Source organism: Novosphingobium olei, assembly GCF_037076535.1.
Classification (GTDB): Bacteria; Pseudomonadota; Alphaproteobacteria; order Sphingomonadales; family Sphingomonadaceae; genus Novosphingobium; species Novosphingobium olei.
The window spans coordinates 2,211,158-2,237,229 of sequence record NZ_AP029021.1 but is presented as its reverse complement, the minus strand read 5'-3'; the positions used below and the strand labels follow the sequence as shown (position 1 = coordinate 2,237,229).

25 protein-coding genes are annotated in these 26,072 nt (G+C 66.6%); 11 read left to right on the top strand and 14 right to left on the bottom strand.

Annotated elements, in window-relative coordinates; all coding sequences use genetic code 11:
* Positions 1-144 precede the first annotated feature (144 nt).
* The 6 genes from AACH40_RS10545 to AACH40_RS10520 all read left to right on the top strand — a co-directional run bounded on the left by AACH40_RS10545 (position 145) and on the right by AACH40_RS10520 (position 7,937).
* Complete coding sequence (locus AACH40_RS10545) at positions 145-1,236, top strand: acyl-CoA dehydrogenase family protein (RefSeq protein WP_338642372.1); 1,092 nt, start codon at positions 145-147, stop codon at positions 1,234-1,236.
* Positions 1,233-2,438 (top strand): acyl-CoA dehydrogenase family protein, encoded by a 1,206-nt coding sequence (locus AACH40_RS10540; RefSeq protein ID WP_169493003.1) that lies wholly within the window; start codon positions 1,233-1,235, stop codon positions 2,436-2,438. Before AACH40_RS10545 ends, AACH40_RS10540 begins: the two co-directional genes overlap by 4 nt.
* An 84-nt stretch (positions 2,439-2,522) precedes the next feature.
* The gene (locus AACH40_RS10535) at positions 2,523-3,503 is read left to right on the top strand and encodes an NAD(P)H-dependent flavin oxidoreductase (protein WP_169493002.1); all 981 of its coding nucleotides are present in this window, start codon (positions 2,523-2,525) and stop codon (positions 3,501-3,503) included.
* Positions 3,500-4,282 (top strand): SDR family oxidoreductase, encoded by a 783-nt coding sequence (locus AACH40_RS10530; RefSeq protein ID WP_338642371.1) that lies wholly within the window; start codon positions 3,500-3,502, stop codon positions 4,280-4,282. The genes AACH40_RS10535 and AACH40_RS10530 overlap by 4 nt, the downstream gene beginning before the upstream one ends.
* 19 nt (positions 4,283-4,301) lie before the next feature.
* On the top strand, positions 4,302-6,350 hold the full coding sequence (locus AACH40_RS10525) for a 3-hydroxyacyl-CoA dehydrogenase NAD-binding domain-containing protein (RefSeq protein ID WP_338642370.1): 2,049 nt from the start codon (positions 4,302-4,304) through the stop codon (positions 6,348-6,350).
* 114 nt (positions 6,351-6,464) lie between these two features.
* Positions 6,465-7,937, top strand: a complete 1,473-nt coding sequence (locus AACH40_RS10520; RefSeq protein WP_338642369.1) for a hypothetical protein — start codon at positions 6,465-6,467, stop codon at positions 7,935-7,937.
* A gap of 60 nt (positions 7,938-7,997) precedes the next feature.
* Here AACH40_RS10520 and AACH40_RS10515 read toward each other — a convergent pair whose 3' ends face one another.
* From AACH40_RS10515 to AACH40_RS10485, 7 genes are read right to left on the bottom strand one after another with little or no spacing between them, the layout of a single operon-like run.
* The gene (locus AACH40_RS10515) at positions 7,998-8,543 is read right to left on the bottom strand and encodes a VOC family protein (RefSeq protein ID WP_169492998.1); all 546 of its coding nucleotides are present in this window, start codon (positions 8,541-8,543) and stop codon (positions 7,998-8,000) included.
* Positions 8,540-9,988: a dihydrolipoamide acetyltransferase family protein gene (locus AACH40_RS10510; RefSeq protein WP_338642368.1), complete on the bottom strand. Its 1,449-nt coding sequence runs from the start codon at positions 9,986-9,988 to the stop codon at positions 8,540-8,542. The genes AACH40_RS10515 and AACH40_RS10510 overlap by 4 nt, the downstream gene beginning before the upstream one ends.
* A gap of 11 nt (positions 9,989-9,999) precedes the next feature.
* Positions 10,000-11,013 (bottom strand): alpha-ketoacid dehydrogenase subunit beta, encoded by a 1,014-nt coding sequence (locus tag AACH40_RS10505; RefSeq protein ID WP_338642367.1) that lies wholly within the window; start codon positions 11,011-11,013, stop codon positions 10,000-10,002.
* 17 nt (positions 11,014-11,030) lie between these two features.
* On the bottom strand, positions 11,031-12,005 hold the full coding sequence (locus tag AACH40_RS10500; RefSeq protein ID WP_169492995.1) for a thiamine pyrophosphate-dependent dehydrogenase E1 component subunit alpha: 975 nt from the start codon (positions 12,003-12,005) through the stop codon (positions 11,031-11,033).
* 13 nt (positions 12,006-12,018) lie between these two features.
* Complete coding sequence (locus AACH40_RS10495) at positions 12,019-13,233, bottom strand: acyl-CoA dehydrogenase family protein (RefSeq protein WP_338642366.1); 1,215 nt, start codon at positions 13,231-13,233, stop codon at positions 12,019-12,021.
* Between the two features lie 8 nt (positions 13,234-13,241).
* Positions 13,242-14,393, bottom strand: a complete 1,152-nt coding sequence (locus AACH40_RS10490; protein ID WP_338642365.1) for a thiolase family protein — start codon at positions 14,391-14,393, stop codon at positions 13,242-13,244.
* A complete protein-coding gene (locus AACH40_RS10485; RefSeq protein WP_420874036.1) occupies positions 14,390-14,818 on the bottom strand; it encodes a Zn-ribbon domain-containing OB-fold protein in 429 nt (142 codons plus the stop codon). The genes AACH40_RS10490 and AACH40_RS10485 overlap by 4 nt, the downstream gene beginning before the upstream one ends.
* Positions 14,819-14,967: 149 nt before the next feature.
* Here AACH40_RS10485 and AACH40_RS10480 point away from each other — a divergent pair, with 149 nt between their 5' ends.
* Complete coding sequence (locus AACH40_RS10480) at positions 14,968-15,792, top strand: alpha/beta hydrolase (protein WP_338642364.1); 825 nt, start codon at positions 14,968-14,970, stop codon at positions 15,790-15,792.
* Between the two features lie 25 nt (positions 15,793-15,817).
* Here the strand turns inward: AACH40_RS10480 and AACH40_RS10475 are convergent, their stop codons facing one another.
* Genes AACH40_RS10475 through AACH40_RS10460 form a run of 4 tightly spaced genes read right to left on the bottom strand, consistent with a single transcriptional unit; the run spans position 15,818 to position 18,667 of the window.
* A complete protein-coding gene (locus AACH40_RS10475) occupies positions 15,818-16,399 on the bottom strand; it encodes a GNAT family protein (RefSeq protein ID WP_338642363.1) in 582 nt (193 codons plus the stop codon).
* Positions 16,399-17,505 (bottom strand): alpha/beta fold hydrolase, encoded by a 1,107-nt coding sequence (locus AACH40_RS10470; protein WP_169492991.1) that lies wholly within the window; start codon positions 17,503-17,505, stop codon positions 16,399-16,401. The genes AACH40_RS10475 and AACH40_RS10470 overlap by 1 nt, the downstream gene beginning before the upstream one ends.
* A gap of 7 nt (positions 17,506-17,512) precedes the next feature.
* Positions 17,513-17,890, bottom strand: coding sequence for a hypothetical protein (locus AACH40_RS10465; protein WP_338642361.1), 378 nt, complete (start codon positions 17,888-17,890; stop codon positions 17,513-17,515).
* 12 nt (positions 17,891-17,902) lie between these two features.
* Positions 17,903-18,667, bottom strand: coding sequence for a LuxR C-terminal-related transcriptional regulator (locus tag AACH40_RS10460; protein WP_169492989.1), 765 nt, complete (start codon positions 18,665-18,667; stop codon positions 17,903-17,905).
* Positions 18,668-18,819: 152 nt separating this feature from the next.
* On the opposite strand from AACH40_RS10460, the gene AACH40_RS10455 reads away from it, so the two are divergent.
* Positions 18,820-19,926 (top strand): acyl-CoA dehydrogenase, encoded by a 1,107-nt coding sequence (locus AACH40_RS10455; RefSeq protein ID WP_338642360.1) that lies wholly within the window; start codon positions 18,820-18,822, stop codon positions 19,924-19,926.
* Between the two features lie 42 nt (positions 19,927-19,968).
* On the opposite strand, the gene AACH40_RS10450 is transcribed toward AACH40_RS10455, so the two are convergent.
* The 3 genes from AACH40_RS10450 to AACH40_RS10440 form a co-directional block, all read right to left on the bottom strand.
* Positions 19,969-21,129, bottom strand: coding sequence for a serine hydrolase domain-containing protein (locus tag AACH40_RS10450; RefSeq protein WP_338642359.1), 1,161 nt, complete (start codon positions 21,127-21,129; stop codon positions 19,969-19,971).
* Between the two features lie 115 nt (positions 21,130-21,244).
* On the bottom strand, positions 21,245-22,033 hold the full coding sequence (locus AACH40_RS10445; RefSeq protein ID WP_338642358.1) for a ThuA domain-containing protein: 789 nt from the start codon (positions 22,031-22,033) through the stop codon (positions 21,245-21,247).
* A complete protein-coding gene (locus tag AACH40_RS10440; protein WP_338642357.1) occupies positions 22,030-23,451 on the bottom strand; it encodes an aromatic ring-hydroxylating dioxygenase subunit alpha in 1,422 nt (473 codons plus the stop codon). The genes AACH40_RS10445 and AACH40_RS10440 overlap by 4 nt, the downstream gene beginning before the upstream one ends.
* A 168-nt stretch (positions 23,452-23,619) precedes the next feature.
* Here AACH40_RS10440 and AACH40_RS10435 point away from each other — a divergent pair, with 168 nt between their 5' ends.
* The 3 genes from AACH40_RS10435 to AACH40_RS10425 are packed head-to-tail and all read left to right on the top strand — an operon-like array spanning position 23,620 to position 25,998.
* On the top strand, positions 23,620-24,402 hold the full coding sequence (locus AACH40_RS10435) for an SDR family NAD(P)-dependent oxidoreductase (RefSeq protein ID WP_338642356.1): 783 nt from the start codon (positions 23,620-23,622) through the stop codon (positions 24,400-24,402).
* 4 nt (positions 24,403-24,406) lie between these two features.
* Positions 24,407-25,222 carry an SDR family NAD(P)-dependent oxidoreductase gene (locus tag AACH40_RS10430; protein ID WP_338642355.1) on the top strand — a complete coding sequence of 272 codons (816 nt, stop codon included), beginning with the start codon at positions 24,407-24,409 and terminating at the stop codon, positions 25,220-25,222.
* Positions 25,219-25,998 carry an SDR family NAD(P)-dependent oxidoreductase gene (locus tag AACH40_RS10425; protein ID WP_338642354.1) on the top strand — a complete coding sequence of 260 codons (780 nt, stop codon included), beginning with the start codon at positions 25,219-25,221 and terminating at the stop codon, positions 25,996-25,998. The genes AACH40_RS10430 and AACH40_RS10425 overlap by 4 nt, the downstream gene beginning before the upstream one ends.
* Positions 25,999-26,072: the final 74 nt, after the last annotated feature.

Sequence of the window (26,072 nt, the reverse complement as noted above, 5' to 3'; positions counted from 1 at the left end):
AACCCGTTAGTGCAAGGCGATTGCCGGGGCCATTTCACGGCTTGCCTTGCCGCGCCATCCGGTCCAGTTTAATGGGGCGATTAAACAAATCGCCACGTCGGTTTTCAACCGGCGTCAGGCAGTGTGGGACAGGAAAACAAAGGGATGTCGATCCTTTACGACGAGGGGCAGCAGGCAATCGCGACCGAATCGCGGCGCGTTCTGGAAGCCCGCACGAGCAAGGACCGCTTGCTCAAGTTGCTGACGACCACGGGTGAGGTGGACAAGCCGTTCTGGGATACGGCGGTCGAGCAGGGCTGGACCGGCCTTGCCATCCCCGAGGAGCATGGCGGGCTGGGCCTGAGCCTTGCCGAACTGGGCCTGGTGGCGCAGCAGGCCGGCGCGGTGATCGCCGGCGCGCCCTACCTGACCGTGGGCTATGGCGCTTCGCAGGCGCTGGTGGCGAGCGGCGTTGCCGAGGCGCAGGCCGCGTGGCTGCCGAAGCTGGCGGCGGGCGAAGCGATCGGCACCGTGGCCTTTGCCGAAGGCACCGCGCCGCTTCCCGCCAATCCGAAAGTGACCTTTGCCGACGGCAAGCTGTCCGGCACCAAGCCGGGCGTGACCGCGGGGATCACCGCCGACGTCGCGGTGGTGCTGGCGAGCCATCAGGGCAAGCCGGCGCTGGTGCTGGCCGATCTTGCGGGCGCGACGCGCAACGCGATCGACAGCTACGACAACACCCGGCTCTATGCCGACCTGGTGTTCGACGGCACGCCGGCGACGCTGCTGGTCGAAGGTGAGGCGGCATCGGCGCTGGCGCTCGACCTGCTCGCCCGCATGGCGGTGGTGACCGCGCACGAGCAGACCGGCGCGGCCGAAGCGCTGCTGTTCACCGCGCGCGACTATGCGCTGACGCGCAAGGCCTTCGGCCAGCCGATCGGTGCGTTCCAGTCGGTGAAGCACCGCATCGCCGAGCTTTACGGCTTCGTCGAGATCGCGCGGGCCAACTGCATCCATGCGGTGGCAAGCGAGGGCAAGGACAACTTCCTTCTCGCCGCGGCCGACGCGCGGATTTCGGCGACCGATGCCTATGACACCGCCGCGCGCGATACCGTGCAGATCCACGGCGGCATCGGCGCCACGTGGGAAGGCGGCCTGCACCTGCACATGCGCCGCGCGCGCAGCCTTGCCGTGGAGCAGGGCAACCTGATGTTCTGGGAAGACCTTCTGGTGGATCACCTGGGAGAAGCGGCATGACCGATTTCGAAGCCTACCGCGCCAGCGCGCGCGAATTCCTCGAATCCGTGGCCGGCGAGTTCGGCAAGGACGCCCGGCGCGGGCTGGACGTGGAGCAGGATCTGGCGCTTGGCCGTCGCTACATGGCGACCAAGTACGACGCCGGGTTCGGCGGGATCAGCTGGCCCAAGGAATATGGCGGACAGGGGCTGACCCACACGCACAAGCTGATCTTCGACACCGAAGAGGCCAAGTACGGCATGCCGGTGGTCTATTTCGGCATTTCGCTGGGCATGCCGGTGCCGATCCTGATGCACTACGGTCAGGACAAGGACTTCGTGAAGGAGCGCATCGTCAAGGCGCTGCGCGGCGAGGAGATCTGGTGCCAGCTCTTCTCCGAACCTTCGGGCGGATCGGACCTTGCAGGGCTTCGCACCCGCGCCGAAGTGGACGGCAACGGCTGGCGGCTCAACGGGCAGAAGCTGTGGACCAGCTGGGCGCAGTATTGCGACTATGGCGTGATCGTGGCGCGCACCGATCCCACCGCGCAGAAGCACAAGGGCCTGACCTACTACTGGGTCGACATGAAGGCGCCCGGCGTCGAGGTGCGGCCGGTGAAGCTGGCGGCGGGGGACAGCCACGTCAACGAAGTGTTCTTCGACGACGTGCGACTGGAAGACAGCCAGCGCATGAGCCCGGTGGGCGGCGGCTTTGCCGTGGCGATGCACACGCTGATGATCGAACGCTACATCGCGACCGACAGCGCCGGCTTCGGCCCCCCGCTCGACGTGTTCGTCGAATTGGCCAAGACCACCGACTACAACGGCCGCCCGGCCATTTCCGACGGGCGCATCCGTTCGCAGATCGCGCGCAACCACGCGATGCGCGCGGGGCTGGAATCGATCACCGCGCGCGCCATGCTGATGATGCAGGCGGGCATGGAAGCGGGGCCGGAAGGCTCGCTCAACAAGCTGGTGGCGGTGCGCAGCCGACAGAAGCTGTCGGAACTGGCCATGGACCTCAAGGGCCAGTCGGGCTTCGCCTATAGCGAGCACAACTCTCCGCGCGAGGACTGGACCAACAGCTGGATCAGCGCGCCCACCGGCCGCATCGCCGGCGGCGCGGACGAGATGTTGCTCAACACCATTGCCGAACGCATCCTCGGCCTGCCGCAGGATCACCGCCCCGACAAGGGCGTGCCGTTCAACCAGATCCCGGCCTGACGCGCCGGCAACCTCTTGCCCGTCGCCTTTGAGGGAAGGCGGCGGGCATCCCTTTTTCAAGAAGCTTCGAGGGGGGCTTTTCCCATGGCTTTCAAGACCCGCATCACCGAAATGCTCGAGATCGAGCATCCGATCGTCCAGGGCGGCATGATGAATGTCGGCACCGCCGAGATGGCTTCGGCCGTGTCGAACGCGGGCGGGCTCGGCATCGTCACCGCGCTGACCCAGCCAAGCCCTGAAAAGCTGCGCGAGGAAATCGAACGCACGCGGAGCATGACAGCCAAGCCATTCGGCGTGAACATGACCGTGTTCCCGACGATCAATTCGCCCGACTACAAGGCCTATGCCCAGGCGATCATCGACGGCGGCGTGAAGGTGGTTGAAACCGCAGGCACCCCCGCCGTGCGTGAGATCTGGGAGCAGCTGAAGCCCCACGGCATCAAGATCCTGCACAAGTGCACCGCGGTGCGCCACGCGGTTTCGGCCGAGAAGGCGGGCGTGGACGTGATCTCGATCGACGGCTTCGAATGCGCCGGCCACCCGGGCGAGGACGACATTCCGGGCCTGATCCTGATCCCCGCCGCCGCCGACAAGGTGAAGATCCCGCTGCTGGCGAGCGGTGGCTTCGGTGACGGGCGCGGCCTGGTCGCGGCGCTGTCGCTGGGGGCCGAAGGCATCAACATGGGCACGCGCTTCTGCGCCACGGTCGAAGCGCCGGTGCACGACAACGTCAAGCAGGCCTATATCGACAACGACGAGCGCGGCAGCCACCTGATCTTCCGCAACTTCAAGAACACCGCGCGCGTGGGCAAGAGCGCGGTTTCGGACGAAGTCGTGCGCCGTCTGGCCCAGCCGGGCGCGGTGTTCGAGGACGTGCGCGAACTGGTGGCGGGCACTGCAGGCAAGGAACTGCTCGACACCGGCGACCTGTCGAAGGGCGTGTTCTGGGCCGGCATGATCCAGGGGCTGATCCACGACATCCCGACCTGCCAGGTGCTGATCGACCGCATCATCGCCGAGGCCGAAGGCATCATCGAGGGCCGCCTGCAGGGCTTCCTGAAATGAAGATCGACACCAGCATCGCGGCGGTGGTGACGGGCGGGGCTTCGGGCCTTGGCCGCGCGACCGTCGAGGCGCTGGCGGCGGCGGGCGCGAAAGTCGCGATCTTCGACCTGAACGAGGAACTGGGCGCCGAAGTCGCCGCGGCGACCGGCGCGCTGTTCGTCAAGGTGGACATCACCGACGAGGCTTCGGTCGAGGCGGGCTTTGCCACGGCGCGCGCCGCGCACGGGCAGGAGCGCGTGACCGTCCACTGCGCGATGGTCAACCGCAAGGGAAAGACCGTGGGCCGCAACCGCGAGACGGGCGCCTTCACGCGGTTTTCGAGCGAGGACTATGCCTTTGCAGTCCACGGCATCCTGACGGCCACCTACCGCGTGGCGTCGCTGTCGGCGCTGGGCATGGCGGGGCTCGATCCGCTGGAGGATGGCGAGCGCGGCGCGATCGTGTTGACATCGTCGGCGGCGGCGCAGGATGCGCAAGTGGGGCAGATCGCCTATGGTTCGGCCAAGGCGGGTGTCTCGGGCCTCGTGCTGCCGATGGCGCGCGACCTGATGGATCTGGGCATCCGGGTCAACGCGATCCAGCCGGGGATATTCAACACGCCCCTGCTTGCCCGCAACACGCAGAAGGTGCTGGACGGGCTGAACGCTTCGGTCCCGTTCCCCAAGCGCATGGGAAATCCGGAAGAATTCGCCAGCTTCGCGCTGGAACTGGTACGCAACACATACTTCAACGGGCAGAGCATCCGCCTTGACGGCGCGATCCGCATGGCCCCGCGATAAAGACGAGAGGAACGTTTCAATGGGTCAGGTAGGCACCACCGAAGTCGTCGACGGCATCGGCATTCTCACCATCGACAATCCGCCGGTCAACGCGCTGAGCGCGGCGACGCGCCAGGCGCTGGCCGACGGCTTCGGCGAACTGTTCGCCAACGACGAGGTCAAGGCGATCGTGCTGATTTGCGCGGGCCGCACCTTCATTGCCGGCGCGGACATTTCCGAATTCGGCAAGGAATCGAAGGGCCCCGATCTCAACGCCGTGTTCAAGACGATCGAGGAAGGCACCAAGCCGGTGATCGCCGCGATCCACGGCACCGCGCTGGGCGGCGGTTACGAAACGGCGCTGGTGTGCCATTACCGCGTGGCAGTGCCTTCGGCCAAGGTCGGCCTGCCCGAAGTGAACCTGGGCCTGCTGCCGGGCGCGGGCGGCACGCAGCGCCTGCCGCGCATCGTCGGCATCGAGGCCGCGCTCGACATCATCACCGGCGGCAAGCCGATCGGCGCGAAGAAGGCGCTGGAATTCGGCATGATCGATGCGCTGGCCGAAGAGGGCAAGCTGCGCGAAGGCGCGATCGATTTCGCGAAGAAGCTGGTGGCCGAAGGCGGCCCGCTGGTGCGCGTGCGCGACCGGCAGGACAAGGTCGAACCCTATCGCGGCAAGAGCGAAGTCTATGCCGAATACCTCAAGAAGAACGCCCGCGCGTTCCGCGGCTTCAAGGCGCCGTTCAACATCGTCAAGGCGATCGAGGCTTCGGCCGAGTTGCCCTTCGACCAGGGCATGGAGCGTGAGCGCGAACTGTTCCTCGAACTGCTGACCAGCACCGAGAGCGCGGCGCAGCGCTATTACTTCTTCGCCGAGCGCGAAGGCGCCAAGGTTCCCGACCTGCCCAAGGGCACGCCCGAGCGCGAGATCAAGAAGGTCGGCGTGATCGGTGCCGGCACGATGGGCGGCGGCATCACGATGAACTTCCTCAACGTGGGCATTCCGGTGACGCTGGTGGAAATGAACCAGGCCGCGCTGGACCGTGGCGTGGGCGTCATCCGCAAGAATTACGAGAACACCGCCGCCAAGGGCCGCATGACCGCCGAACAGGTGGAACAGCGCATGGCGCTGATCACCCCGGCACTGGGGCTGGAGGCGCTGTCGGACGTCGACCTGGTGATCGAGGCGGTGTTCGAGGAAATGGGCATCAAGAAGGACGTGTTCGGCAAGCTCGACAGCATTGCCAAGAAGGGCGCGATCCTCGCTTCCAACACCTCGTTCCTCGATCTGGACGAGATCGCTTCGGCCACGAGCCGCCCGCAGGACGTGGTGGGGCTGCACTTCTTCTCGCCCGCCAACGTCATGCGCCTGCTGGAAATCGTGCGCGGGGCGAAGACGGCGGACGACGTGCTGGCGACCGCGCTGAAGGTTGCCAAGACCATCGCCAAGGTGCCGGTCGTGTCGCGCGTCGGGCCCGGCTTCATCGCCAACCGCGTGATGGCGCCGCGCTCCTACGCCGCGAATGCGCTGGTGCTCGAAGGGCCGACCCCGTCGGACATCGACGCCGCGATCTTCAACTATGGCTTTGCCATGGGCCCGTTTGCGATGACCGACCTTGTCGGCCTCGACGTGATCGGACGCGGCAGCAACGAGCGCACGCTGTCGGGCGACCTCGTCAAGCTGGGCCGCCTGGGCCAGAAGTCGGGCGGGGGCTTCTACGACTATGACGAAAAGCGCAAGGCATCGCCCAGCCCGGTGGCGGCGCAGGTGATCGCCGATTTCGCCAAGGCCAAGGGCGTGACCGCGACCGGCGCGCTGAGCGAGCAGGACATCGTTGCCCGTCTGCTCTATCCGGTGGTCAACGAAGGCGCCAAGGTGCTGGAAGAAGGCGTGGCGATCCGCGCCAGCGACATCGATGTGGCCTGCATCCTGGGCTACAACTGGCCGCTCTACACCGGCGGGCCGATGTTCTGGGGCGATACCGTCGGCCTGTCGAAGGTCGTCGAAGGGCTGAAGGCCGCCGGCATCGAACCGTGCAAGCTGCTGGTCGAAAAGGCGGCAAGCGGCGGCAGCTTCACCCGCGGGTGAGCTTTTGACCGACGGTCAATACGAGGGGGCGGTCCGTTGGGCCGCCCCTTTCGCTTGTGGCGCGGCGTTCATGGTTAAGACCTCTTAAACGCCGGGCCGCTATGCCTCGCGGTCATGGCGACGATCATGGCGACGGGGGCTTTGGCGCAAGGGGACGAGACGCGGCGTGGCGGGCGGGCCGCTGCGTGGTGGCCTGCGCTCGCGATCCTGCTGATGGCGCTGGCGTGCCGGTTGTGGTGGTTCGGCAATCCGGCGACCGATCTTGACGCGCCGTTCTATTCCTACGTCGGCAATGCCATGTTGCACGGGCAGCTGCCGTATGTCGATGTGTGGGACCGCAAGCCGATCGGGCTGTTCCTGATCTATGCCGCCGCCCACGCGGCATTCGGGCCGGGGGCCAATGCCTACCTCACGGTGGCGCTGGGCTTTGCTTGGGGCGGGGCGATGCTGACGTTCCTGATCGCGCGGAGGCTTGCGGGGACGGGAACCGGGCTTGTTTGCGCCGCGCTCTACCTGCTCGGGCTAGACGCCTATGGTTCGCGCGGGGGGCAGAGCGAGCTGTTCTTCGCGGTGCCGTGCCTTGCCATGGCGTGGCTGCTGATCGTGCGGCGGGGGAGCTTTCGCGCGCTGGCGCTGGCCATGCTGCTCGGCGGGATCGCCATCCAGATCAAGTATTCGGTCGCACCGTTCTGTGCGGTGGCGGGCCTGATCGCGCTGGTGCAGCGCTGGCAGGTGCATCGCCGGCCGTTGCGGCTGGGCGCTGAGGCACTGGGCTTTGCCGCCATCGGGCTAGCGCCGACGCTGCTGGCGTGGCTTGCCTATGTGGCGATGGGCGAAGGGCAGGCGTTCGTCTTTGCCAACTTCGTGTCGATCTTCCTGCGCCCGGTGACGGTGGGGCGCTGGCCGGCGGAGACGTTGGCGGCGATCGGGCCGCTGTTCCTGACCCCTGCGGTGGGGCTGTGGGCCTTTTTCCGCATGGGGCGAAGCTACGCGAAGGTCGACTATGCCATCCTTGCCGCGCTGGCCGCCGGGGCGATCGCGGCGATCTTCAGCACGGCCAATGTGCTGGCCTATTACTACGCCTTTCTGGTGCCGTGGGCGGTGCTGCTGGCCGTGCCGTTCATCGATGTGCGCGTACGGGCAGGTCAGATTGGCGCGGCGCTGCTGCTGGCGGCGTTCCTGCTGGCGGCGAACTATCCATCGCGCATTGCCGAAAGCCGGCGCGATGTGGCGACGTTCGACCGCATCGTGCAGCGCATCGGCGATGGCGGGCGCGCGGGCGGGCTCTATGTCGTCTACGGGCCGTCATCGCTTTACCTGGCGACGGGGACGCAAGGGGGGCGGTTTGCCTTCCCTTCGCACCACAGCGCAGGGTTCGAGGACGGCGCGCTGGGCGTGTCGCAGCGCGCGCTGGTCGAGGCCGCGCTCAACCGGCATCCGCGCTTCGTGGTCACGCTGACCGACCCTCGCATGGACCCGCAGTCGCACACCGCGCCGATCGTGGCGCGGGCGATGCGGCAGGGCTACGTGGCGCGCGAGCGGGGCACGATCCTGTCGCAGGACCTGACCTTGTGGGAGCGACGCTGACACGAAAAAGGCCCGGCGCATCGGGTGCACCGGGCCTCTGTCGGTTGGTGGGGCTGACGATCAGCCGAGCTTGCGCAAGGGCTCGCTGCCGTCCCAGTTCTTGCCCGCATCCTTGATCATCTGGAACAGGCCGGGTGCAGCGGCAGTGTTCTGCAGCAGTTCGATCACGTGGCCCGGGCCCCCCCCGCCATCTCTGGCACCTGGATCGACGTAGATCACTTCGCCATCATCGCCGACCTTACCTTCGACCAGCACTTCGGCACCCGCTTCGGCACAGGCGGCGCGTGCTTCGGCGATGGAATCGACGAAGATGCAGATGTGGTGCAGCTGGTCGGTGACCGCGTATTCGCCGGTGTAGATCGACGGTTCGCGGTTTTCCGGGCGGATCAGCTCGATCTGGACATCGCCCCAATAGGCGATGGCGATCGAGAACATCGCGTCCGTGGGCACGCCCTTGTACTTGCAGTCGGTGAGCTGGATGTTCTCCATCAGGAAGAACGGGCCCACGCCCATCGTCTGCGTCCAGTACTTCAGCGTGGCGTCGAAGTCCGAGGGTAGGTAGGCGAGCTGGCCGACCGGACCCAGTTCGTGGATCTTGCGGGTCATTGGAACAGCCCTTCCGGCGCTTCGATCAGGCCCTTCAGCGTTTGCAGGAACTGCGCCCCTGCTGCGCCGTCGATGGCGCGGTGGTCGACCGACATGGTGAACTGGATGCGGCTTTCGAAGCCGATGTCCCCGTTCGGCAGCTCGATCGCCACCTTGTTCACGCCGCCCACGGCAAGGATCGCGCCCTGCGGCGGGTTGATGATCGCATCGAACTGTTCGATCCCGAACATGCCGAGGTTGGAGACGGAGAAGGTGCCGCCGTCCATGTCCTCGTAGCCAAGGCGACCGGCCTGCGCCTTGTCGATCAGGGCGCGCGTGGCGGCCGCGATCTGGGCGATGTGCATGCGGTCTGCCTGCCGCACGATCGGCGTGACCAGGCCCTTGGGGCTGGCAACCGCGATGGCGACATCGGCGTGCGGGAACACGTGGACGCTGTCACCATGCACCTGCACGTTGACGTCGGGGTGCCTGACCAGCGCCAGCGCCACCGCCTTGACCAGGTAGTCGTTGATCGACGCCTTGACGCCCAGCACCATGTTGGCGGTCTTGCGCAGGGCGATCAGTTCGTCGACCGCGGCCGAGACGCGCAGGTAGAAGTGCGGGATCGTCTGCTTGGCTTCGGTCAGGCGCTTGGCGACGACCTTGCGCACCTTGTCGAAGGGCTGGACCTGCGGGCGGTTGTCCACCGGCTCGAACGGCGCGCCGAACACCGGGGCGCCCGCCGGAGCCTTGGGCTTCACCAGCGCGAGCACGTCGGCCTTGCTGATGCGGCCGCGCGGGCCGGTGCCGGCAAGGCCCGACAGATCGATGCCGTTCTGCGCGGCGATGCGGCGCGCGAGCGGCGAGGCGAAGATCGCGCGGATCTCTTCGGGCAGCAGCACGGTGCCGCGATAGCTGGCCCCGCGTTCGGGCTTCAGCGCCTGGGCCACATCCTGGTAGGTGATGCGCCCATTCCGGCCCGAACCTTCGATCCCTTCGATGTCGACGCCTTCGGCTTCGGCAAGCTTGAGCGCTTCGGGGCTGATCGGACGGTTGGTGACGATCTTGATCGGTTGGCGCGCAGGGGCCGAGGCGGCTGGCGCAGCCGGGGCAGGGGCGGGCGCTTCGGCAGCTGCGCCCGCGCCGGCCTTGGCCGCGACGGCGGTGTCGGCCGGCTTGAAGGCTTCGACGAAGGCATCGACTTCGGCGTCGGTGGCGTCGGCATCGGCGAACACGGCGAGGAGGGCCCCCACCGGGTGCGCGTCATCCCCTGCCGGTACGAGCAGGCGCTTGAGCACCGCGTCGTATTCGGCCTCGACCTCGTTGGTGATCTTCGCGGTTTCGATCAGGCAAAGCGTCTGGCCCTTGGAAAAGGCCTCGCCTTCCTTGACCATCCACTCGGCGATGGTCCCCTCGGTCATTTCGATGCCCCACTTGGGCATGCAGAACGGGCGGATATTGGCCATGTTCTGGCTCCTCAGCGGTAAGAGAGAACCTTGCGCACCGCCGCCTCGATCTTGTCGGCCGAGGGAAGGTAGGCAGATTCCAGCTCGCGCGCGAACGGGACGGGGGTGTGCGGCGGGTTGACCGCCTGCGGCGGCGCCTTGAGGCTGGCGAAGGCCTTGTTGGCCACGGTCGCGCAGATGTCGCTGGCAAGGCTGCAGCGCGGCGGCGCTTCGTCGACGACGACGAGGCGGCCGGTCACTTCGACCGAATCGAGGATGGTCTCTTCATCGATCGGGCTGGTGGTGCGCAGGTCGATCACGTCGCAGCCGATGCCTTCGGCGGCAAGCTTGTCGGCCACCGCTTCGCAGAAGCCCAGCAACAGGCCGGTCGAAACGATCGTCACGTCCTCGCCCGCGCGGCTGAGGCGCGCGTGGCCGAAGGGGATGGTGAAGTCCTTGTCGTCCGGCACTTCGCCGGTGATGCCGTAGAGCGCCTTGTGTTCAAGGAAGATCACCGGATCGTCGTCGCGGATCGCCTGGCGCAGCAGGCCCTTAACGTCGGCGGGCGTGCTGGGCATCACGACCTTGAGCCCGGGCATGCCGGTCAGCATCTGGTGCACCGCCTGGCTGTGCTGCGCGGCGGCGTTGTAGCCCGCGCCATAGGCCATGCGGATCACTGCCGGGCACTTGGTCTTGCCGCCGAACATGTAGCGGAACTTGCCGATCTGGTTCCAGATCTGGTCCAGCGAAACGCCGATGAAGTCGGCGAACATCAGTTCGGCCACCGGACGCTTGCCCGACAGCGCGAGGCCCGCCGCCGCGCCCACGATGGCGCTTTCCGAGATCGGCGTGTCGATCACGCGCGCGGCGCCGAACTTGCCATAGAGGCCGGTCGAGGTCGACCAGATCCCGCCGATGGCTTCGGGGCCGCCGGGCGTGCCCATGCCGCCGACGACGTCTTCACCCAGCACGACGACGTTTTCGTCGCGCTCCATTTCTTCCGCGATCGTCGTCACGACGGCGTCGCGATACATCATCTTGGCCATGTCGTTCGCTCCCCCGATCAGTACGAAATGTAGACGTCGGCAAGGACGTCTTCGGCGGTCGGGCGCGGGGCGGCCTTGGCCTGGCGGACGGATTCCTCGATCGCTTCAAGCACTTCGGCATCGAGCGCATCGAGATCGGCGTGGTCGAGCAGCTTGGCGTCGGTCACGCTCTTGCGGAAGTTCTTGAGGCAATCGCGCATCTCGCGGATGCGGTCGAGCTCGCCCGGGCCGCGGTAGCGCTGGGGATCGCCTTCGAAGTGGCCGAAGAAGCGTTCGGTATCGAATTCCACCGCCGCCGGGCCGTTGCCGGGCACGCGGACATAGTCGAGCACTTCGCGCATCGTCTCGTAGACCGAGAAGAAGTCGGTGCCGTCCCCGCGCCACACCTTCATGCCGAAGGCTTCGGCGCGGCTGGCGATGTCGTTGCTGGTGCCCACGGCATATTCGAAGCCGGTGTGTTCGGAGTAGTGGTTGTTTTCGAAAACGAACACGCATGCGGCTTTTGTGACGACCGCCATGTTCATCGCTTCGAAGGTGGTGCCCTGGTTGCACGCGCCGTCGCCCGAGAAGGCGATCGCCACCGCGCCCTTGGCATCGATCTTGGCGGCGATGCCCGCGCCGACCGCGATCGGAGCGCCCGCGCCGACGATGCCGTTGGCGCCGAGCATGCCCTTGTCGACATCGGCGATATGCATCGATCCGCCCTTGCCCTTGCACAGGCCTTCGCGGCTGCCCCAGATTTCCTTCATCATGCCGTTCACGTCGCAGCCCTTGGCGAGGCAATGGCCGTGGCCGCGGTGGGTCGACACGATCTTGTCGTCATCGGAAAGGTGTTCGCACACGCCCACCGCGACGGCTTCCTGGCCGCAGTAGAGGTGGGTGAAGCCGGCGATCTCGCCGGTCTGGATATCCACGTGGAGCCGTTCTTCGAACTCCCGGATCACTTTCATCTGTCGATAGGCGCGCAATAGCGCCTCACGGCTCAGCTGCATCCTGCTTCTTCCCTCAGAGTCCCAGTACTGTCTTGGCGATGATGCCCGACTGCACTTCGTTTGTCCCACCAAAAATAGTCCACGCTCTAGAATTCAGATAGCGTGCTGCGGCAACCTGCGCTTCGCGACCCTGCACCGGCGGCGGCGCGTTGTCGCCATAGAGCGGGCGGATCGTGTCAAGCTGGAGGCCGGCGGTGCCGAGCGCATCGACCGCGAGCAGGTCGACGTCCTGGCGCAGGTTCGAGGCGAGCAGCTTGCACAGCGAAGTCTGCGGGCCGGGCGGGCGGCCCTTGGCCACTTCCGACAGGATCTTGAGCTCGATCATCTCGAGCGCCTGGACTTCGAGCCGCACCTTGGCGACGCGGCGCTTCCAGTCGCGGTCCTCGGCAAGCGTGCCGCCGAAACCGTCGTTCTGCCCTTGCGCGATGACTTCCACCTGATCGAGATCGTAGCCGAGCTTGGGCGCGTGGCACGAACCGCCACGCTCGTTTTCGAGCAGGAACTTGGCGAGCTTCCAGCCGTCGCCTTCTTCGGCGATGCGGTTTTCGACCGGCACGACCACGTCTTCGAGGAAGACCTGGTTCACTTCGTGATCACCGGCCAGCGTCAGGATCGGCCGCACCGAGACGCCAGGCTGGTTCATGTCGATCAGCAGGAAGCTGATGCCCGCCTGCTTCTTGACCTCGGCATTGGTGCGCACGAGCGTGAACATCATGTTCGCCCAGTGCGCGTGGGTGGTCCAGATCTTCGATCCCGTAACCTTGTAGTGGCTGCCATCCTCGCTCAGCACCGCGCGGGTCTGCAGGCTGGCAAGGTCGGAACCAGAGCCCGGTTCGGAGAAGCCCTGGCACCAGTAATCTTCGCCCGACAGGATGCGGGGCAGGTACTTCGCCTTCTGTTCCGCCGTGCCGAAGGTGTAGATCACCGGGGCGACGAGCTTCAGCCCCAGCACGGTGAGGTTGGGGGCGCCGGCGAGCGCGCATTCCTTCTCGAAGATGTAGCGCTGCACCGGGCTCCAGCCCGTGCCGCCGTGTTCCTTCGGCCACTGGTAGGCGAGCCAGCCCTTTTCGTTGAGCACGCGGTTCCAGTGCTGGCCGATGTCGGGTTCGACGAAGACGGTGGGCGAGGCGGCGGCGCCGTCCTTCACGTCCTGCGGCAGGTTGGCGGCCAGGAACGCGCGGACTTCGTCGCGGAAGGCAAGGTCGTCGGGGGAAAGCTCGATATCCATCTTGGGTCTTATCGCTCGAGAATGGTGACGGCCGAAACGCCCGGCGCGCCGTAGACATGGGTGTAGGCGGTCCTGGGGTCGCCCGGAACCTGGCGGCCGCCGCCATCACCGCGCAACTGCACGACGTTTTCGTAGACCTGGCGCAAGCCCGAAGCGCCGATCGGTTCGCCGCAGGCTAGGCAGCCGCCATCGGTGTTGACCGGCAGCGCGCCGCCGATTTCGGTGCGGCCTTCAGCAAGCCAGGCTTCCTGTTCGCCATCCTTGCAGAAGCCGTTTTCGGCCATGTGCATGATTTCGGCACCGCATTCGGTATCCTGCAGCTGCGCGATGGCGATGTCCTGCGGGCCGATGCCGGCCATCTCGAACGCGGCCGCCGATGCGATCTGCGTGGCGGTGGCGGTGCCGCCGCCGAGCTCGACCGAAGGCGCGAAGACCTCGAAGCTCTTGGGCGGGCGGGTGCGCATGGCTGCGGCCTTCAGCCGGATCAGCGGCTTGCCGAGTTCCCGCGCCTTCTTCTCGCTGGCCAGGATCAGCGCGACGCCACCTTCAGCCGGCGAGCAGAACATGTACTTGCTGTAGGGGTCCGAAACCATCGCGCCTTCGAGAATTTCGTCGAGCGCCACCGGTTCGCGCCGCCAGGCGTGGGGGGCGTGCACCGCGTTGCGGAACGCCTTTTCGGCGACCCGGCCGAGCGTCGTGCGGCTGATGCCGTGCAGGTGCATGTAGCGCGTGATCTTGTTGGCGAAGAACTGCGTGGTGACCATGTAGCCCGCATCGCCGTACCAGTCGGGCAGGTTGTATTCCGACGGCAGCGCGTTGAACGCACCGCGCGGATGCTTGTCGAAGCCGACGGCAAGGCCAAGCTCGAATTCACCCGACTTGATCGCCATCTGCGCCGAAAACAGCGCCGAACCGCCCGCCGCGCAGCCGTTGCGCACGTTGATGAACTGCATGCCCGTCAGGCCGAGCCGTTCGACCATGGTATCGGGATTGCCCGCCGCGTCCGAGCCGCCATAGGCGAACTGGAGATCCTGCCACGCGATGCCCGCATCGGCGAGCGCCTGGCGGACGGCGAACACGCCCTGGTCGAGCCCGGAGACGCCATCGGTGCGCCCGAAGGGGTGGATGCCGATGCCGACGATGCAGACGTCGCCGCTCATGCCGCAGCTCCTATGGGTTGAAAGGCGTGGATCAGGACGGGATCGGCCGCTTCGGGATCGAGCGGGACCAGCGTCATTTCCAGCGGCATGCCGATGCGGATATCCTCGAACGGCACGTTGATGATGCGGCTTTCGACGATCACTTCGCCGGGCAGCTCGACATAGCCGACGGCCCACGGGCGGAACGCTTCGGGCCCGGCATAGGGCGGGCTCTTGGGCCGGAACCGCTGGATCGTGTAGGACCACAGCGTGCCGGTGCGCGACAGGGCGCGCGGTTCGTATCGTCCGCCCGGCGGGCAGGGGAACACCACCCGGCCGGTATCGGCGTCGACACCCCCGATCAGGCGCGGTTCTGCCTCGTCCGTCCATATTCCTTCGGCGATAGCGCGCATTCTGGCCCCGGCCCCGTCAATCGATTCCTTCATTCATCTCTTAAGCGCCACCGCGCGGGCAACGACGACTCTGCAAAACGCTAGGGTTACCCCTTTTGCCAGTGTGCCATTGTGCCGGTGCGAAGACGGGGAGAGGCGCGGGTCGCGAACGCCCCCCGCGCGCTGCAGGGAAGTTCAGGCTGATGGCGGTGATCAAGTTCAAGGACGTGCGGGCCGGGTCCGCAACGGGCGATGCGCCCGCCGTGGCCGATATCCGCCGCCCGCATTTCGGCTGGACGATGCTGGAAAGTCCGCGCTTTCTGGCCGAAGCCGGGGCGCTGGCGCTGAGCTGGCCGCTGCTGTTTTCCACGCCGCGCGGCGATGGGCATCCGGTGATGGTGCTGCCCGGCTTTGCCACCAACGATGCGATGACCGCGCTGCTGCGCCGTTATCTGCAGATGGTCGGCTACGACGTGTTCCCGTGGGACCTTGGCTGGAACCTTGACCAGCACAGCGCGGGCGAGAATGGCGAGCACGTGGCGCGGCGGATCGAGGAGATCGCGCAGAAGGCCGGGGCGAAGGTCAGCCTCGTGGGATGGAGCCTTGGCGGCGTGATCGCGCGCGAGGCGGCGCGGCGCGAAGGGCCGGACGGCGCGTTGCGGCAGGTGATCACGCTGGGCAGCCCGTTCACCGGCAACCCGCGCGCGACCAGCCTGACCTCGCTCTACGAGCTGCTGACCGGCAACAAGGTTTCGAGCAACGAGACATCGGCGCGCTATGCGCAGGGGCACCAGCCGCTGCCGGTGCCGTCGAGCGCGATCTACAGCCGCACCGACGGGATCACCGCGTGGGAGAACTGCGTAAGCGGGACCGACGCGCGGACCGAGAACATCGAGGTGCACTGTTCGCACTTCGGCTTCGTGTCGAACCCGGCGGTGTTCTATGCCGTGGCAGACCGCCTCGCCTTGCCCGAAGGCGGCTGGCGGCCGTTCGAAAAGGCGGGACCGTTCGCCGCGTTCTATCCCTGAACGCGCGCGCTCAGCGCATTTCGACTCAACCCATGCCGTAAGCGGATTTGAGGCCGCCCTGGCGGTCGATATTGAGCGCCATGATCGCGATGTCGTGCGTTTCGCCCTCGGCATCGCGGACATGGTCGCGCAGCAGCGCTTCGGGCACGAAGCCCATGTCCTCGAACACCTTGAGCGCGCCGGCCTGATCGGGGGTGAGGCGGGCGACGATCTTGGTGACCGGCAGGTCCAGCGCCTGCGCCATGCATTCCTGGGTGAAGGCGCGGCCGAAGCCGCTGCCGCGCAAGGACGGGTCCACCACGATGCGAATCTCGGCGACGTGGGGCGACCAACTGAGTTCGTCGCGCACCAGCGCGGTGCATCCCACCACCTTGCCATTGGCGTCGTGCGCGACGAGGCTGGCCATCTGGCCACGCTCCACCTGTTCGACCCAGGCGGCGACGACCTTGGGGTTGCGGATATCGCGCAGCAGGAACAGCAGGTCGTGCGCGGGGATCGAGCGTGCGAAGGCGACGATATCGTCGGCATCGTGCGCGGCGAGCGGGCGCACCGTCATGCGGTGCTGCTTGGCCACGATGGTGCGGGGGTAGGAAACGGTCTGGGACATCAAACGGACCTTTTGCCAAGCCAGTCGTCGATCAGCGGCCACAAGCGCCGCAAGGCTGCGGGGCCGGCCACGAGGCTGACGTGGCCGCCCTTGGAGATGATTTCCTCGCGGTCGGTCGAACCGGTCAGCGTCATCAGCGGGCCGGCGGCTTCGCGGCTGACCACGTGATCGTGCTGCGCGATGATGTTGAGGATGGGGCAGGTGATGGACGAGAGGTGGGCGATGCGCCCGGCTACCTCCAGCCGGTCGTTGACCAGGCCGTTGTCCCACATCAGCTTCTTGATCTGTTCGCGGAAGTATTCGCCCGGCACCGGCAGCGTTTCCGCCGCCCAGCGATCGAACATGCGGTAGGAGCGGACGAATTCGTCGTTCCACATGTTGGTCCACAGATGCATGCGGCCCGCCGTGCGGTTGGCGGGGCGGGCAAGATCGAACGCGCCGAGCATCAGTTCGGGCGGGATCACCCCCAGCCGTTCGACCATCATGTCGACATCGAAGTGGCGCTGGTCGGCCCAGGTCTGGAACAGGCGCATCGTCGCAAAGTCGATGGGAGTGGCAAACAGCAGCAGGTTGGTGACGCGGTTGGCCGCCGCGCCCTGCGCCTCCGGCCCCGAATGAAGCGCGGTATGGATCGTCGCCAGCGTGCCGCCCATGCAGTAACCCGCAAGCGTCAGTTCGCGTTCGCCGGTGATCTCCTCGATCCGGGCCATGCTGTCGGGGATGAAGCGATCGACATAGTCCGCCAGGCCGAGGTGGCTTTCATCGTGGCGCGGCGGCGCCCAGTCGAGGTTGAACACGTCGTAGCCGCGCTGCAGCAGGTATTCGACCATGCTCTGCCCGGGGGCGAGGTCGAAGATGTAGCCCTTGTTGCTGGGGGGCGAGACGATCAGCAGCGGCAGGCGGTAGATCTCGTCGACCACCGGCGTGAAGCGGTAAAGCATCGCGGTGCCTTCGCGGTGCACCAGCTCCTTCTTCATCGCGCCGACGTCCTGCCGCCCGGCGGTCAGGAATTCGAGCCCCTTGATGTTGCGCTTGAGCGCCCGGTCCACTTCGCGGCGGACCCGCTCGGCGATGTCTTCCCGGCTTGGTTCGGTTCCGCTCGCCAAGGCCGGCTTATCCCTTCACCGGCGGCTTGCGCGTGCGTTTCGGTTCCACCGGCGCTGGCGCTGCATCGACCGGCGCATTGCCCTGCGCGAGCACGCGCGCTTCGATGGCGAGGCGCAGGCGGTCGATCGAATCCTCGATCCCCGCCATGCGCTCGGCCAGTTCCTCGACCTGCGCCTTGGTCGGCATGGCGAGGGTGGTGAGCATCGATTCCATCTGTTCGGCCACCATCCGCTGCACCACCAGCTGGATGCGCGAAACGTTGCCGACCAGCGCGCCGAACTGTTCGTTGTCGGTCATCTTCGCCGACCAACCGTTGATCTCCTGCTCCCACTTCTGGACCATGTCCGCCCAGGCGGCGACGGGATCGAACGGCTTGTCGGTCATGCGGGGGTGCCTTCAGGTGTTGAGCGAGATGTAACCAAGCTGCGCCGCCTTGAAGACGGTCTGGCTGCGGTTGACCGCATTCAGCTTCATCGAGGCGTTGTGGATGTGGAAGCGCACGGTGGCGCGGCTGCGGCCCATGATCATGCTGATTTCGAGGTCGGTCTTGCCGATCGCCGCCCAGCGCAGGCATTCGACTTCGCGCTTCGACAGGCGCGAGCCCGGCGGCAGCGCCTGGACCGAGCCCATGGCGTGGACGTAGCTGGCAATGAACGTGCGCGAATAGACGCCGAAGGCATCGCCATGTTCGAGGAAGGCGTCATCCAGCTCGGTCACCGTCGGATCGACCGGGTTGAAGCTGACCGCGCCGATCTGGCCGAAGGGCAGGTGCACCGGCACGACGATCGCGGCGCGGGTCATCGCGCGCGTTTCGAAATTGGTGAGGTCGATCGCGTTGAGGTAATGGTTGGGCTGGCGGGTGTGGAACCCGCTGGCATTGACCCAGAACGGTTCGCTTTCGAACCGGCAGGCCGATGTGATCGGCGAATCGAGCGCGATGCGCGAATTGCGCCACCACACCTTTTCATCGCTCCACCCGAACACGTCGTTGGCCAGAATGTTGCCGTCTGCGTCCACCGGCGTGCGCTTGTCCGCGATGTCGTGGGCGGGCGCGGCGCGCATCCCGGCGGCCAGCGCAAATTCGTGCAGCGCCTCGGCTGCGCGCCGCACGTCTCCAGGTCCACTGATCCGGACCCGGTCGATCGATTCCACCGAAAGCACCGCAACTCTCCCAAAATGCCTTTTGGTTCATAGGGGTCTTATAGGCGCTGAACAATCATCACATTCCCGCAAGAGCCCTAGCTTTTTGCAGAGCGTGGCGAAGTGTTCGACGGTGGTAGGGCTGGCCGTCTGTTGGACAGAGGGAACCCTTCGTGAACTTCGACCTCACCGAAGACGAGGAAATGCTCAAGGCCCTGGCCGAGCGCTTCGTCGAGGACCACTATGACATCGATCGCCGCCGCCAATACGTCGCGGCGGACGAAGGCTTCTCGCGCGCCAACTGGTCGCTGCTGGGCGAACTGGGCCTGATCGCCGCACCGTTTGCCGAAGAACATGGCGGCCTGGGGCTGGATGCCACGGCCATCGCTACGGTGTTCGAAGCGCTGGGCCGTGGGCTGGTGGTCGAACCGCTGATCGACAACGTGCTGGTTGCGGCGCGCCTGTTCGCGCAAGTGGCACCCGATGCGCTGCGCGATGCCTGGCTTGCCGGGCTGCTCGACGGCAGCCGCCGCATCGCGCTGGGCCATGCCGAAGCCGGCAGCCGCGATGGCAGCCTGTGGGTAGAAACCCGCGCGCAAGGTGCGGGGGCCGAGGCGCAACTGACCGGGACCAAGGCCTGCGTCGTCGCCGGGGCGGGCGTCGATGGCTATATCGTGAGCGCGCGCGCAGCGGGCGCGGCGGGCGATGCCGAAGGGCTTGGCCTCTACTTCGTCGAAGCGCGGGCCGCTGGGCTTGTCGCCACGCCCTGGCGCATGGCCGACGGATCGGTGGCGGTGCGGCTCGAACTGGCGGGAACGCCTGCGGTTGCGCTAGCCGGCGGACAGGCCGAGCTTGCCGAGACCGAGACGCTGGCATCGCTGGCGCGGTCGGCCGAAGGGCTGGGCATCATGCAGCGCCTGTTCGACGACACGCTCGATTACCTGCGCACGCGAAAGCAGTTCGGCGTGACGCTGGGATCGTTCCAGGCGATCCAGCACCGCATGGCCGCGCAGTATGGCGTGATCGAACAGGCCCGCGCGCTGCTCAACCTTGCGATGGTCAGCAGCGGCACCGACGGCTTTGCCAAGGCGGTGGCGGGCGCGCGCGCCTACATCGCGCCAGCCGGGGTGACGCTGGGCCACGAGATGATCCAGTTCCACGGCGGCATGGGCGTGACCGACGAACTGACCATCGGCCACGGACACAAGCGGTTGCTGGTGCTGTCGCGCTGGCCCGACAGCCCGCTGGCCGCGCTCGACCGGTTCGCCGACGCCGCCTGATCGCGGCGCCGGTCGGTCGATCGCCGTTCCATCGAAGGCAGGTCAATCGAAGGGTTTGAGGCGGTCGCGCAGCGGCTTGCCGATCTCGACGATGGCCTTGTTGGCGGCATCGTTGCCCGCGTTGGTCACCAGCAGCGTGATGATGTCGTGCCGGGGCATGATGCGGATATCGGCGAGCCAGTAACCGTTGCTGCCCGAATGGGTCAGCAGGTCGGGCTTGCCGTCCGCCCCCGGCTTGACGCCCCAGCCGAGCGCGTAGGGCGCCACCACCACCGTGTGCAGCCGGGCATAGGTTTCGGGCTTCAGCAGCCGGCCGCGTCCGTGGACGCCGTCGAGCTGGTCCTGCGCGAACAGCAGCCAGTCGTGCAGCGGCAGGCTGACCATGCCGGCCGGGCCGATCAGCGGCGGATTGTCGCTGCCCGGCGAACCCGGATCGATGGCGACGAGCCTGCCGCGCACCGGCTTGTGGCCCCACGGCTGGTCGTGGGCGTGGGGCAGCGCGGGGTTGCCGAACCCCGAGTGCATCATGCCGAGCGGGGCGAACACTTCCTCGGCCACGAGCTGTTCCCACGGCTTGCCGGTGTGCGCTTCGGCGATGGCGCCGGCGATGATGTAGCCGAGGTTGGAATAGGCGAAATCCCCCACGGCGGTGGCGGGCGGACGCGACAGGAAGGCGCGGGCGACATTGGCGCGCTGCACCTGCCAGCCGCCGCTTGCAGGGCCGGCGATCGCCATCACGCTGTCGAGGTCCTTGTCGTCGGTCACGGGCAGGAGCCCGGCGGTGTGGCTGAGCAGCTGGACGATCGTCACCTTGCGCATCGCCGGGTCCATCGTCGCCGCCCAATCGGGGAATGCCTCGCCCATCGTCTCGTCGAAGCGCAGCAGGCCGCGCTCGACCAAGCGGGCGATCATCGTGGCGGTCATCGCCTTGGTATCGGAGCCGATGTGCCAGAGATCGCCGGTCGTGACTTTCTCGGCAAAGCCGTTGGCGCGCAGGCCTTGTGCGGTTTCGGCAACGATCCGCCCGTCGATCTGCACCACGGCGGCAACGGCAGGCAGGTGGTTGCGCGCGCGGACCTGTGCCACGGTGCTCTCCAGAAAGGCCTGGAGGCCGGGATCGGGCGCGGCCATCGCCGGGAAGCCCACAGCCGCAAGGCCAAGGCCGAAGATCATGCGGGCCGGGCGGGGCAGGCGGAACGACATGGTGGGACCTTCCTGGCGCCGATCCCCGAAACGGGAAACGGCAGGGGCCACTTGTGCGCCCTGCCGTCCGTTGTGGCAAAGCCTCCGGTCGATGCGGGAGGCGAATTCGTCGAGTTCAGCCCTGCCGGGGCGCTCGGTCCTTGATCCAGCCGATCCCCCGCCGCAGGAGGTCGTAGAACACCGGGAGATCCCACGCGCAGCGATCCACCGTGGGCCACCAGTCGAGCATCGGCTGGAGATCGTAGTGGCCGCGGCAATGGCCGAGCGTGTTGTAGAGCACCGCACCCTTGCCATGGGCCTTGATGTACATCACCGGATGGGTGCCGGGCGCGTCCGCCGCCTCGACGAAGCCGGTGCCGGGTTCGGTGCACTCGGTTTCCAGCAGCACGTGCAGATCGCCGTGGCATTCGAGGTGGTACAGCTCGTCGGTGGTGTCGAACGCCTCGATCCCCTGCGTCAGCGGGTGATCGTGGTCGGCCACGGTGACCGTGTAGGGCGCGATCGGCGGGTGGCTGATGAACTGGCTGCCGAGCAGGTCCATCATCAGCGGCGCCCAGCGCGGCGCATCCCACAGGTCCTTGTTCGGCCCTTCGGTCAGGAAGCGCAGCACCGAGTTGGTGCCGTGCAGCGCATACCAGCGCCCGCCCGCCTGCAGCCAGCTGCGCAGCGCTTCCTGCGCCTTCAGCGAAGGCGTGACGTCGCAGGTGTAGGTGATGAGGATGTCGGCCGCCTCGATCGCGGCGATGTTCTCGTAATCCTCGAACACGCGGGTGCGCACGCGCGGGTCTTCGGCCAGCAGCTTCAGCAGCTCCAGCCGGGCGAAGTCCATGTCATGCCAGACCCCGCCGCAGACCAGCACGCAGTCGATGCGCGGCGGATGGCTCTCTGTCGCGTCTTCGCTCATGCCTTGGCCCCCAGCTCGCCGTTCAGGTACTTGTCCAGCGTCTGGTGGAACTGGCGGATGCGGATTTCCTGGTAGTCGCCCAGGTTGACCTGGCCGGTCTTGGAGGCGTGGAGGCCCTGCTGCACATAGGGCAGGTTTTCCATGTCCTGTTCGAACACGTCGCCCAGCACGCCGAGTTCGGGCGCGTCGGTCCACTTCTGATCCGCCGTCAGCAGCTTCATCGGCACGGCGCGAGGGATCGGTTCGCCCTTCTTGACGCGGGCGAGGATGCGCACTTCCATCAGGCAGGTGTCGGGCGTGGCGCCGGGGCGCCAGCGATAGACGATGTTCGGCATGAACCCGCCCCACGGCGCGAAGTTCGGGAACACGTTATAGACAAGGCCATCGAGCAGTTCGGCATCGGTGGCGTGATCGTGGTCGTAGCCGGTCTGTTCGGTATAGCCCTTGCGCATCGCCGCGCCGAGCGCTTCGCGCGCCGTCATGCCTTCGGGCACGGTCACCGCGAAGGGATCGCCGCTCGATTCGTAATTGTCGGCGCTGCGGCCGTTGTACTTGACGAATTCGTCGACGATCCACTGCTGGCTGCGACCTTCGCCGTCGATGTGCGGGCTCATGATGCCGAAGGGCACCAGATTGACGTTCACGTTGTCGCCCCAGGTCCAGTAGGCGCTGTTCGCGTCACCGGTGAAGGGGAGCAGCTGCGGGTGGGTGACGACGGTGTGCCAGGCTTCCATGAAGGCTTCGGCGGTGACCTTCCAGTTCGCCGGCACTTCCTTGGCGACGTAGATCACTGTGGTGCATTCTTCGTGGCGCCAGCGCTTGAAGAATTCGGGGATCGGGGCAAGGAATTCCTCGAGGGTCGGCCCGCCCTTTTCCTCGCGCAGGAAGATGTATCCGCCCCAGCGGCCGACTTCGGCCTCGGGCAGTCCCATCTTGTCCTTCTGCAGGTGCTTGAAGTCCCACGAGCAGGGCATGCCGTCGAAGCTGCCGTCCTTGTTCCAGGCAAAGCCGTGGAACGGGCAGACGAACTTGTCGGCCGCGCCGTCCTCGGTGCGCAGCTTGCGCCCGCGGTGGAGGCAGACGTTGTGCATTGCCTTGACCGAGCCATCGTCCTGCCGGCTGATCAGCCAGGAACGGCCGACGTTCTCGAACACGATGTAGTCGCCGGGCTCGGGAATGTCCTCTTCGCGCGCGGCGAACTGCCACACGTGGGGCCACATCTTCTCGCGCTCGAGCTTGGCAAAGTCCTCGCTGGTGTAGCGGGCGGCGTCGAGCGGCTCGCTGCCGCGGTACTGGTAGCTTTCTTCGGTCAGGATCGCGGGCGCGGGCCGCGAATCCTGCGCCATCAGGTCCTGCCAGCTGATGCCGTTGTCGCAGCGGGCGAGTCCGCCGCCGATCTGGGGGTCACTTTCGGCCATTTTCTCGATTCCTCACCCGGTCGGGATATTTCCGTCAATGTTGCCGGTTTTGCCGGTCCCGCGTGCGCGCGTCACCTTGCAAAAAAGCATAGGTTGCGCAGAGAGCCCAGTCGCCTACCACTTTCGACCACGGAATTCCTGATGAGCCGGAAACCGGCGGGAGAGAACATGGCTGGAAGACTGGAAGGCAAGGTCGCGCTCATCACGGGCGGCACGACCGGGATCGGCGCGGCCGCCGTGCGGCGACTGAGCGCGGACGGCGCGAAGGTGTTCTTCACCGGCTCGAAGGCCGAAGTCGCCCGCGCGCTGTGCGAGGAAACCGGCGCGCGCTTTGCCACGCACCGCGTGCAGGATGCCGATAGCTGGCCCGGCCTGATCGACGAGGTTCTGAGCGCGTTCGGACGGCTCGACATCGCCTTTGCCAATGCTGGCACCGAAAGCGGCGATGCGAGCATCGAAGACGTCGGGATCGACGGCTGGAACAACGTCGTCGCCGTGAACCAGACCGGCGTTATGCTGACCGTGCAGCACGCGATTCGGGCAATGAAGGCCAATCCCGGCGGTTCGGGCGGGTCGATCATCATCAATTCCTCGATGAACGCCACGCGCCCGCTGGGCAACTACGTCACCTACTCGGTGACCAAGGCGGCAGTCTGCGCGCTCGCCAAGTCGGCGGCGGTGCATTGCGGGCAGCGGGGCTACAACATCCGCGTCAATGCGATCCTGCCGGGCGTGGTCGAGACCGAGTTGATCATGGGCATCCTTGCCGCGCAGGCCGATCCGGACGGCGCGCGCGCGATGTACAACGCGATGTCGCCGATGGGCCGCATGGCCAAGCTGGAAGAAATCGCTGGCCTCGTCGCCTACCTCGCTTCGGACGAGGCGGCCTTCGTGTCGGGCGCGGAACTCGCCATCGACGGTGCAACAACTGCCGGCATGATGGGGGTCTGAGAGCATGGAATTGTCTGCCCAGCGGCTGAAGGGCCGCGTCGCTTTCGTCTCCGGCGGCCTGCGCGGCATCGGCCTCGCCTGCGTCGAACGCTTCCTGGCCGAAGGTGCCGAAGTCGTGCTGTCCGACCTCGATGCGCCAGACAGCGATCTGGCGCGCGAGACGATGGCCAGGATTGGCCAGGCGGCCAGCTACGTTTCTGCCAATGTCGCCAAGGAAGAGGACTGGGAGCGCGCCGTTGCCCTGGTCAAGGAACGCCACGGCAAGTGCCACATCCTGGTCAACAATGCCGGCATCGACCTGACCGGTGCGGTCGAGAGCCTGTCGATGGAAGGCTGGCGGCGGATCATGTCGATCAACGTCGACGGCGTGTTCCTGGGGGTGAAGCACTTCACCCCGCTGATGGCCGAAAGCGGCAAGGATGTTCGCGGCGGTTCGTCGATCATCAACGTCAGCTCGATCATGGGCCTTGTCGGCATGAACGAGGTTTCGGCCTACAACGCCAGCAAGGGCGCCGTGCGGCTGTTCACCAAGGGCATAGCGATCGAGTTCGCGCAGAAGCAGACGCCGATCCGCGCCAACTCGCTGCATCCCGGCTTCGTCGAAACGCCGCTGCTGAAGGCCGGCTTCCAGCGCTGGGTCGACCAGGGCTTTGCAGAGAAGCCCGATGATCTGGTGGCGGGCGTCGTTGCCTCGACGCCGATCGGGCGGCTCGCGCAGCCGAGCGAACTGGCCAGCGCCGCATTCTTCCTCGCATCCGAGGATTCAAGCTACATGACCGGCGCCGAGCTGGTCATCGACGGGGGATTCACCGCACAATGACAATCGCTCTCGACAACGTGGTGGCCGTGGTTACCGGCGCGGCCGGCGGCATCGGCCGCGAACTGGTCAAGGCGCTCAAGGCCGCAAACGCCACGGTGATCGCCACCGACATGGCCGAAACCGCCGATATCAAAGGCGCCGATGCCTATGTGCGGCACGACGTCACCAGCGAGCAGGACTGGGAAGCGCTAGCGGGCAAGATCTACAAGGACTACGGCCGGCTCGACGCGCTGGTGAACAATGCCGGCATCTCGATCGTCGAGAAATTCGAGGATACCAGCCTCGAGGCGTTCCACCGCGTCAACGCCGTGAATGTCGATTCGATCATCATCGGCACGCAAGTGCTGCTGCCGCTGCTGCGCGAAGGCGGCAAGGCGCGGAAGGGGGGCGCGTCGGTGGTCAACTTCTCGAGTGTGGGCGGCCTGCGCGGCGCGCCGTTCAACGCGGCCTATTGCACCAGCAAGGCGGCGGTGAAGATGTTGAGCAAGTGCCTTGGCGCCGAATTCGCCGCGCTGGGCTACAACATCCGCGTCAACTCGGTGCATCCGGGCGGGGTCGATACCGGCATGCTCGGCTCGATCATGGACCGCTATGTCGAACTGGGCGCGGCGCCTTCGCGCGAAGCGGCGCAGGCCAACATGGAAGCGCGCCACCCGATCGGGCGACAGGGCCGTCCCGACGAGATGGGCGGCGGCGTTGTCTATCTGTGCAGCGAAGCGGCCAGCTTCGTGACCTGCGCCGAATTCGTGATCGACGGCGGCTTCAGCCAGGTCTGACGCCATCGTCCAGCTGACATGAAAAAGGCCCCGGTTCCATCAGGAGCCGGGGCCTTTTCGTTGCGCGGCGTGCG

What these genes read in the sequence shown, in the direction of transcription:
- AACH40_RS10425 (WP_338642354.1), top strand. Translation starts at nt 25,219, where the DNA reads ATGACAATCGCTCTCGACAACGTGGTGGCCGTGGTTACCGGCGCGGCC.
- AACH40_RS10435 (WP_338642356.1), top strand. Translation starts at nt 23,620, where the DNA reads ATGGCTGGAAGACTGGAAGGCAAGGTCGCGCTCATCACGGGCGGCACG.
- AACH40_RS10535 (WP_169493002.1), top strand. Translation starts at nt 2,523, where the DNA reads ATGGCTTTCAAGACCCGCATCACCGAAATGCTCGAGATCGAGCATCCG.
- AACH40_RS10450 (WP_338642359.1), bottom strand. Translation starts at nt 21,129, where the DNA reads ATGTCGTTCCGCCTGCCCCGCCCGGCCCGCATGATCTTCGGCCTTGGC.
- AACH40_RS10520 (WP_338642369.1), top strand. Translation starts at nt 6,465, where the DNA reads ATGGCGACGATCATGGCGACGGGGGCTTTGGCGCAAGGGGACGAGACG.
- AACH40_RS10475 (WP_338642363.1), bottom strand. Translation starts at nt 16,399, where the DNA reads ATGTCCCAGACCGTTTCCTACCCCCGCACCATCGTGGCCAAGCAGCAC.
- AACH40_RS10525 (WP_338642370.1), top strand. Translation starts at nt 4,302, where the DNA reads ATGGGTCAGGTAGGCACCACCGAAGTCGTCGACGGCATCGGCATTCTC.
- AACH40_RS10480 (WP_338642364.1), top strand. Translation starts at nt 14,968, where the DNA reads ATGGCGGTGATCAAGTTCAAGGACGTGCGGGCCGGGTCCGCAACGGGC.
- AACH40_RS10440 (WP_338642357.1), bottom strand. Translation starts at nt 23,451, where the DNA reads ATGGCCGAAAGTGACCCCCAGATCGGCGGCGGACTCGCCCGCTGCGAC.
- AACH40_RS10515 (WP_169492998.1), bottom strand. Translation starts at nt 8,543, where the DNA reads ATGACCCGCAAGATCCACGAACTGGGTCCGGTCGGCCAGCTCGCCTAC.
- AACH40_RS10445 (WP_338642358.1), bottom strand. Translation starts at nt 22,033, where the DNA reads ATGAGCGAAGACGCGACAGAGAGCCATCCGCCGCGCATCGACTGCGTG.
- AACH40_RS10430 (WP_338642355.1), top strand. Translation starts at nt 24,407, where the DNA reads ATGGAATTGTCTGCCCAGCGGCTGAAGGGCCGCGTCGCTTTCGTCTCC.
- AACH40_RS10545 (WP_338642372.1), top strand. Translation starts at nt 145, where the DNA reads ATGTCGATCCTTTACGACGAGGGGCAGCAGGCAATCGCGACCGAATCG.
- AACH40_RS10500 (WP_169492995.1), bottom strand. Translation starts at nt 12,005, where the DNA reads ATGCAGCTGAGCCGTGAGGCGCTATTGCGCGCCTATCGACAGATGAAA.
- AACH40_RS10495 (WP_338642366.1), bottom strand. Translation starts at nt 13,233, where the DNA reads ATGGATATCGAGCTTTCCCCCGACGACCTTGCCTTCCGCGACGAAGTC.
- AACH40_RS10485 (WP_420874036.1), bottom strand. Translation starts at nt 14,818, where the DNA reads ATGAAGGAATCGATTGACGGGGCCGGGGCCAGAATGCGCGCTATCGCC.
- AACH40_RS10540 (WP_169493003.1), top strand. Translation starts at nt 1,233, where the DNA reads ATGACCGATTTCGAAGCCTACCGCGCCAGCGCGCGCGAATTCCTCGAA.
- AACH40_RS10530 (WP_338642371.1), top strand. Translation starts at nt 3,500, where the DNA reads ATGAAGATCGACACCAGCATCGCGGCGGTGGTGACGGGCGGGGCTTCG.
- AACH40_RS10490 (WP_338642365.1), bottom strand. Translation starts at nt 14,393, where the DNA reads ATGAGCGGCGACGTCTGCATCGTCGGCATCGGCATCCACCCCTTCGGG.
- AACH40_RS10510 (WP_338642368.1), bottom strand. Translation starts at nt 9,988, where the DNA reads ATGGCCAATATCCGCCCGTTCTGCATGCCCAAGTGGGGCATCGAAATG.
- AACH40_RS10465 (WP_338642361.1), bottom strand. Translation starts at nt 17,890, where the DNA reads ATGACCGACAAGCCGTTCGATCCCGTCGCCGCCTGGGCGGACATGGTC.
- AACH40_RS10505 (WP_338642367.1), bottom strand. Translation starts at nt 11,013, where the DNA reads ATGGCCAAGATGATGTATCGCGACGCCGTCGTGACGACGATCGCGGAA.